Origin of the sequence: Microbacterium sp., assembly GCF_047606385.1 — a bacterium.
Classification (GTDB): domain Bacteria; phylum Actinomycetota; class Actinomycetes; order Actinomycetales; family Microbacteriaceae; genus Microbacterium.
Window position 1 is genome coordinate 1 of record NZ_JASGEL010000089.1, and the last position, 4,286, is coordinate 4,286.

4 protein-coding genes are annotated in these 4,286 nt (G+C 72.1%); 1 reads left to right on the forward strand and 3 read right to left on the reverse strand.

The features are described 5' to 3' along the window. Nucleotides 1-5: 5 nt before the first annotated feature. Nucleotides 6-1,157 carry a homoserine O-acetyltransferase MetX gene (metX, locus tag QM626_RS08330; RefSeq protein WP_415075915.1) on the forward strand — a complete coding sequence of 384 codons (1,152 nt, stop codon included), beginning with the start codon at nt 6-8 and terminating at the stop codon, nt 1,155-1,157. 22 nt (nt 1,158-1,179) lie between these two features. On the opposite strand, the gene QM626_RS08335 is transcribed toward metX, so the two are convergent. From QM626_RS08335 to QM626_RS08345, 3 genes are read right to left on the reverse strand one after another with little or no spacing between them, the layout of a single operon-like run. Continuing rightward, nucleotides 1,180-2,421, reverse strand: coding sequence for an MFS transporter (locus QM626_RS08335; protein WP_415075909.1), 1,242 nt, complete (start codon nt 2,419-2,421; stop codon nt 1,180-1,182). Between the two features lie 53 nt (nt 2,422-2,474). Further along, the gene (locus QM626_RS08340; RefSeq protein ID WP_415075911.1) at nt 2,475-2,828 is read right to left on the reverse strand and encodes a thiamine-binding protein; all 354 of its coding nucleotides are present in this window, start codon (nt 2,826-2,828) and stop codon (nt 2,475-2,477) included. Continuing rightward, on the reverse strand, nt 2,828-4,123 hold the full coding sequence (locus QM626_RS08345) for a glycosyltransferase family 87 protein (RefSeq protein WP_415075913.1): 1,296 nt from the start codon (nt 4,121-4,123) through the stop codon (nt 2,828-2,830). The genes QM626_RS08340 and QM626_RS08345 overlap by 1 nt, the downstream gene beginning before the upstream one ends. Nucleotides 4,124-4,286: the final 163 nt, after the last annotated feature.

Below are 4,286 nucleotides of genomic sequence, written 5' to 3' on the forward strand. Positions count from 1 at the left end.
CCCGCCTGCTCCGCGGCGGACGCCCGCCCGCCACCGGCGCCTGGCGCGACGGCGATCCGGTCGGCGACCGCCGCTTCGCCGCGTTCGGGGCGTTCCGGACCGAGGGCGGGGCCGAGCTGCCCGGCTTCCGGCTCGCCTACGAGACATGGGGCGAGCTGAGCCCCGCCCGCGACAACGCGGTGCTCGTCGTCCACGCCCTCACCGGCGACAGCCACGTCCGCGGGAACGCGGGCCCCGGCCATCCGACCGCCGGCTGGTGGCCCGACATCGTGGGGCCGGGCGCGGCGATCGACACAGACCGCTGGTTCGTGATCGCGCCCAACATGCTCGGCGGATGCCAGGGCTCCACCGGCCCCGCCAGCATCGCTCCGGACGGCTACGAGTGGGCCTCCCGCTTCCCGTATCTCACGATCCGCGACCAGGTCGAGGCGCAGCGCGCTCTCGCCGATGCGCTGGGCATCGACCGCTGGGCGGCGGTCATCGGCGGTTCGATGGGCGGCATGCACGCGCTGGAGTGGGCGATCTCGCATCCGGAGCGCGTGGCGCGGGTCGGCATCCTGGCCGCCCCCCCGGTGAACACCGCCGACCAGATCGCGCTGAACTCGGTGCAGCTGGAGGCGATCCGCATCGACCCGGGCTTCGCCGGCGGCGAGTACTACGACGCGGTGCCGGGCGAGGGCCCGCACCGCGGTCTCGCGCTCGCACGCCGCATGGCGCTGCTGAACTACCGCAGCCCCACCGAGCTGAACCAGCGCTTCCAACGATCGTGGCAGTCCGGGGTCAGCCCGCTCGGCCACGGCGGCCGGTTCGCGGTGGAGAGCTACCTCGACTTCCATGGCAACAAGTTCACGCGCCGCTTCGACGCGAACAGCTATCTCACCGTCGTCGAGGCGATGAACTCGCACGACGTCGGCCGCGACCGCGGCGGCGTGGAGGCGGCGCTCGCGCGCGTGACCGCGACCGCGCTCGTGCTCGGCATCGACAGCGACCGGCTGTTCCCGGTGGACGGCCAGCAGCGCATCGCCCGCGGCATCCCGGACACCCTCGACGGCGACCAGGCCGCGGTCATCACGAGCGACTTCGGTCACGACGGCTTCCTCATCGAGACGGGCGTCGTCGGCCACCACCTGCGCCGGCTCCTCGCCGTCCCCGTCTGACGCCGGGTCCCTCGCCCCGCGTTCAGTCGAAGGGGACGGGCTCGGGATGCCGCAGCCGCGGCGCGGAGCGGTCCTGCAGCCGGTACGACACCAGCGCGATCCCGAGTCCTGCCAGCGCCAGCGCCACGCCCACCCAGGCCGGCGCGACCAGACCCCAGCCCGCCGCGATCACGAGCCCACCCAGGAACGCGCCCAGGCTGTTGCCGATGTTGAGCGCGGAGTGGTTCAGCGCCGCGGCGATCGACTGGTTGTCCGCGGAGACGTCCATCAGCCGCGTCTGGATGGCGGGGCTGAGCACCGAGGAGACGAACCCGACGCCGAAGGCGAGGGCGCCCAGCGCCCAGATCCACGACGCGGTCAGCGCGAACGCCGCCAGCACGACGGCCGAGCCGGTCAGACCCCACAGGATCGTGCGCCGCAGGTCGATGTCGGCGAGGTGCCCGCCGACGATGTTGCCCGCGGTCATCCCGATGCCGATGACCACCAGCACGACCGGCACCACCCACGACGCGGCGCCGGCGACATCGGTCACGACCGGCGCGACGTAGCTGTACACGGCGAAGAACCCGCCGAAGCCGATCGCCCCGGTGGCCAGCGCGAGCCATACCTGCGGGATGCGGAAGACCCCCAGCTCCGCGCGCATCGTGCGTCCCGGGGTCGCGGGCACGCGAGGGACGAGCGCCCAGATCGCGACGGTGGCCGCCGCGAAGATCGCCGCGACCACGGCGAAGGCCGCACGCCATCCGACCTGCTGACCGAGGTAGGTGCCCAGCGGCACGCCGATCACGTTCGCCACGGTCAGCCCGGTGAGCACGAACGCGACGCCCTTGGCCCGTCGGCCCGGACCGAGAACGTCCGCCGCGACGAGCGCGCCGATGCCGAAGTATGCGCCGTGCGGCAGCCCGGCGAGGAAGCGCGAGACCGCGACCAGGCCGAACGTCGGCGCCACGACCGTGAACACGGTGAACACCGTCAGCGCCAGCGCGAGCACGACCATGACCCGGTGCCGCGGGAAGCGGGCGACCGCCGCCGCGATCGTCGGCGCGCCGACGACGACCCCGAGCGCGTACAGGCTGACCAGCCACCCCGCCTGCGCGAGGGCGTACTCCTGGCCGGTCGCCCAGGCGGTCGGCAGCAGCTCGGCCGCGATGTCGGGCAGCAGCCCCATGACGGTGAACTCGGTCATGCCGATGCCGAAGGAGCCGATCGCCAGCGAGAGGAGCGCCCCCGTCGCCGCGCCCCTCGAGATCGTCGAGGAGGTCACCCCGCGATGCTAGCGGGACGCGGCATCCCTTGTCGAATCGTTTCGGGCGCGGGTCACCAGTCGTCGTCGGCGTGCGGGTCGGTCAGCTCCGGGTCGGCGGGCACCTGATCGGCGAGCGCCTGCTCGAGCCGCTGGATCTTCCCGTCGATCTCGCCGGTGCGGCCGGGACGGATGTCGGCCTTCAGCACGAGCGAGACGCGCGAGCCGTACGGCAGCACGGCCTCGGTGGCGCGGCGCACGACGTCGAACACCTCGTCCCACTCCCCCTCGACCTCGGTGAACATCGAGGTGGTCCGGTGAGGCAGGCCCGACTCGCGGACCACGCGGACCGCGGCGGCGACGGCGTCGTGCACGGAGCCGTCGGCACGGCCGGTGCCGCTGGGGGCGACGGAGAAGGCGATGAGCATCAGAGACCTCCGGTCAGGACGGATTCGGGCGCGGGCTCGGCGAGCCCGCCGACGGAGCGCCGGTGCCGCACGCGCGTGCGCGCCACCAGCACCGTGGACCACACGAACAGGGCGATCATCAGGGCGTTGCGGATCGTGATGACGACCACCGGGAACGGGAAGGCTTTGAGCAGGTCATAGTACGTCAGCGGGTAGATGATCTGGGTTGTCAAACAGATGCCCAGGGCCAGTATTGCGGGCTTGACCCAGCGCCGCCGGTCGAGCGTGAGCCCGAGGATCAACGGCACGCTGATCCACACGATGTACTGCGGCGAGCCGACCTTGTTGAACGCGATGAAGGCCGTCACCAGCGCGAGCGCCAGCGGCGGGAACAGCGAGACGAAGCTCGCCTTGCGCCATGCCTTGTACGCGCCGAGGGCCGCGACCGCGAGCACGACGACCGCGAGCAGCGGCGTCATGATCGGGATCACCGTGTTCACATACGGGCCGTATATCTCGAAGGTCAGCAGGTCGGGGTCGTAGAACGTCGCGGAGCTGCCGTCGAGCATGTAGTCCCAGAGGTAGAAGGTGCTCACCGGCGCCTCCACCTGCAGGTCGCGTCCCGCCTGGTCGCTGATGAATCCGAACGCATACGAGCCGCCGCCGAGCAGGATCACCGTCCCGAGCGTCAGGGCCGAGACCACCAGCGCCCCGCCGACGATGGCGGCGCGGCGTCGCACCGCGATGACCGCGGCCGCCAGCAGCGCCGCGGGCCACACCTTCATCCAGGTCGCGACCGCCAGCAGCACCGATCCCAGCCACGGCCGGCCGATGAGCCACAGACAGCCCAGGATGCCGAGCGGCACGGTGATCGCGTCGATGCGGTACAGCGCGACCGGGCCCAGCAGCAGGATGAACGCGAGCCAGAACGCCCCGGCGAGGGTGCGCCCGGCGGCGCGACCGCGACCGATCAGCACCGCGAAGGCCGCGGCGTCCAGCGCCGTGACCATCACCGCCCACGCGGGCGTGTAGCCGATCACCCAGCCGAGCAGCCAGGTCAGCAGCATCGGCACGAGCGCGAGCTGCGGGTAGACCCAGCTGACGTCGAGCCCGACATAGCCGACGTACTGGGAGACGGTCACGCCCTTCAGCGAGTCGGTGTAGCTGTAGGTGCCGCCGTTGAGGAACGCGCTGGACCACTTCTCATAGACGAGGTAGACGTCGCCCATCGGCTCATTCGGCTCGATCCAGCCGAGCACCGAGACCAGGACGTGGACGACGAAGAACGCGACCCACAGCCAGGCTCGTCTCGACACGGCTCCCCATCCTAGAGGTCGGCTGTCGGGGATTCCTGTGCGATCGCGGCGGCCACCGCGAGGGGCAGGTGCGCGGCCACGTCCAGCGCCGTGACGGGTCCGCCGGAGCGTTCGGCCACGGCGCGCCGGGCCGCCGTGCCGTGCAGCCAGGCGGCGGTCGCGG